This window comes from Burkholderia sp. Ac-20349 (genome assembly GCF_017104865.1).
GTDB lineage: Bacteria > Pseudomonadota > Gammaproteobacteria > Burkholderiales > Burkholderiaceae > Burkholderia > Burkholderia aenigmatica.
This window is the reverse complement of the sequence record NZ_JAAGPM010000296.1, coordinates 1-2,770: the sequence shown is the minus strand read 5'-3', so window position 1 is coordinate 2,770 and position 2,770 is coordinate 1. Positions and strand designations below refer to the sequence as shown.

The following is a 2,770-nucleotide window of genomic DNA, read 5'->3' as shown; positions in this document are numbered from 1 at the left end:
CGGGCCGCCATACCGGCTGGCCGAGCTGCGCGAGCAGCGGCGCGGCCTTCAGGTCGCCCGTGTCGCGCCAGCCGAGCCCGCGCAGCGACGACACGGCCCACTCCCACGGCGTCTTGAACTTGCGGTTGACCGGCGACCACGCATCGGGTGCATCGACGAGCGCGCGGTAGACGGTCGGCAAATCGCCGCCGCTCGCATCGAACGCGCGGGCCAGCCGGTCGGTCAGCGCGGGCGGCGGATTGTCGGCGACGAAATGACGAGCCAGCTGGAACGCGATATGCCGGCCGGTCGCCTCCGAATGCGCGAGGTCATGCAGGATCTCGCGCGCCTGCGCTTCGCCGGGCTGGTCATAGCTGCGCCCCATCACGGTCCGTGCGCCGGGCTCGTGCAGGTTCGGGCGGAACACGAACGCGCCGGGCGCCGCGTCGCCGGGCTGCGGGCCGCGCCCGCCGGCGATGCTCCAGCCGGTCAGCGCACGCGCGAATTCCGTCACGTCGGCTTGCGTGTAACCCGTCCGTACGCCGAGCGTGTGCAGCTCCATGATTTCGCGCGCCAGATTCTCGTTGAGCCCGCGTTTGGCCGACGGATTGCGTGCTTCGGCACGCAACGCGGCTGGGCTGTCGGGACCGACCGAACGCGCCTGGTCGAGGAAGAGCTGCATCGCCGGATGCTGCTCGACGGCGACCAGCATGTCCTCGAAACGGCCGAGCACGTGCGGGCGGATCGCGTCGCGTTCGAATGCGCCCGCGTAGGCCGCCACCGGCCCCTTGTCGACCGATACCGCAAAATGGTTCGCCCAGAAATGCACGAGTCGCTCGACGAACGGCGCGGGTGTGATCAGCGCGCTGTTCAGCCGCGCGACGACGGCGCTGCGATACGTGTCGTTGCCGTCGCGCCGGATCGACTGCTCGGTCGCGCGCTTCGTTGCCGGATCGTTGGCCGTCATGGCGTTGCGTGCATTCGCGAAACGCGTGGCAAGCGCGACAGCGTCGGGCTCGCCAGCCCACGCGGCGGGCCGCGCGTCGTAACGGTCGAATTGCGCGACGAGCGCCGCCTTCGGGTCGGCAGGCGGCGCTTCGTCGGCCCGCGCGCCGAGACCGAAACGGTTCAGCGCGATGGCGGCCGGTGTGATGTCGTTCGGGTGGTCCATGACGGGGCTCTCGCGATGCGTACCCGTGTTTAACGCCGGTCGGCGGAAAATCCGTCGCTGGGAAGACGAATATTTCTCCGCGATGGTGCGGAAACGTTCGGCTTGCTGCTGGCTTTCAGATGACAGCCATCCACTGGCGATGCACCGACCTGTTGACTGCGGAGAAGGACAAGTTCGACCATCGGGCCGTATCGGCTCGCAGCAACCCGGGTTTCATGAGGTGCTTAACTACCCGAAGGAAAAACTGATGCCTGCGTTGTTCCGGCAGTCGATCGTCAGGAAACACGGCCGGTAGGCAAATGGAGCATTGATATGGCCATTCGGCGTTGCCACAATTCCGAGAGCACCCGGGCGCGGGTTGCGTGCGCCATGCAGTGACGCGTGAAGGCTATGCCACTGATCCGCGATTGCGTTCTGCGGTGTTATCGCGACATCCGGCCGTTGCTCGTCGACGAACGTTTCATTGCGGCCGACCCGGCTTCTGCGGCACGCCCGTGCCTGCGTTTGTAACGGGCGACGCGGAACATGATCCCGTGCACACCGCGTCGCGGCGCCGGTGCCGATACTGCAGGCCCGAATGACGATTTGCCCTGACCAGACGGAGTTTCGCGATGAATTCGACACGTCACGAACTGATCACCATTGGCTCGCTGTCGATGCAGTTCCTGGTCGATGGCACGGACACCGCCGGCCATATGGCAATGGCGGAAATGGTCGTCCAGCCGTTCTCAAAAGTCCCGCCTCCGCATCGCCATGTCGACGTCGACGAAACGATCCGCATCGTGGAGGGTTCGCTGACCTACCGGGTCGACGACAGCGTACGCGTGCTGAACGCGGGCGATCATTGCTTCTCGCCCCGCGGCAGCGTTCATCATTTCTCCAATCCGGGCAATGTCCCCGTTCGTGCGCTTGTGGTGTTTACGCCTGCCAACATCGGGCCCGACTATTTTCGCGAGATGGCCGGGGTGTTGGTCGCGGACGGCCCACCGGATCCAGAGCGGGTGAAGTCCGTGATGAGACGCCACGGGATCGAACCGGCATCCTGAACGGATGAGCCTGGCCGGCCCGGATCACGCCCAGGCAATCGTCACATGAATCACGGGATCTGCACCATGCCGCCGCATCGGGTCCGCTGGGCACTGGCCCTTCCCTGAACCGGCGCAAGACTCGAGAAGACGTATCGCCCCCGCGTCACGACAATATCGTCTCGCCCGGGAGCAAGAAATCGGTACCACCGGAGACCCATCGTGACCAGGCTGCTCGCCCTCCTCCTGCTGACTCCCGTTATCGCTTTCGCCGATCAATCGGCCTTTCCCGAAGGTTCCACCACGCCTGCCGCCTCGGACATCCAGCAACGTCTCGCGGGCAAGGCATTCGACTTGACATCCTCCCCCGCCTGAAGACGGGGGATTCCTACCGCGTCTGAAACGATAATGCTTATCTCAGATCGCCTCGGCGGGTTCCTGCTTCACGGAGCGGCCCGACTGCACCGGCTCTCCACAGGCTGCAACGCGGTGTCCCCGCGCCAGAATGTTCAGAGCACCGACGACATCGGCGTTCTCCTCGTAACTGCATTCGACACAGGCGAATTTTTCCTGCGTGGTCCGGTTATCCGCACTC

General features: G+C 65.3%; 4 protein-coding genes. 2 read left to right on the top strand and 2 right to left on the bottom strand.

The window, feature by feature from the left end:
• Positions 1-1,150, bottom strand: a 1,150-nt coding sequence (locus G3N61_RS38630; protein ID WP_205825065.1) for a DUF1800 domain-containing protein, incomplete at its 3' end; no start/stop codon positions are given.
• Between the two features lie 611 nt (positions 1,151-1,761).
• On the opposite strand from G3N61_RS38630, the gene G3N61_RS38625 reads away from it, so the two are divergent.
• Both G3N61_RS38625 and G3N61_RS38620 read left to right on the top strand, forming a co-directional pair.
• On the top strand, positions 1,762-2,196 hold the full coding sequence (locus G3N61_RS38625) for a cupin domain-containing protein (RefSeq protein WP_089452810.1): 435 nt from the start codon (positions 1,762-1,764) through the stop codon (positions 2,194-2,196).
• A gap of 201 nt (positions 2,197-2,397) precedes the next feature.
• Positions 2,398-2,550, top strand: coding sequence for a hypothetical protein (locus tag G3N61_RS38620; protein ID WP_179258801.1), 153 nt, complete (start codon positions 2,398-2,400; stop codon positions 2,548-2,550).
• 42 nt (positions 2,551-2,592) lie between these two features.
• On the opposite strand, the gene G3N61_RS38615 is transcribed toward G3N61_RS38620, so the two are convergent.
• Positions 2,593-2,770: zinc ribbon domain-containing protein (locus G3N61_RS38615; protein ID WP_205825067.1), on the bottom strand; the 178-nt coding region annotated here is incomplete at its 5' end.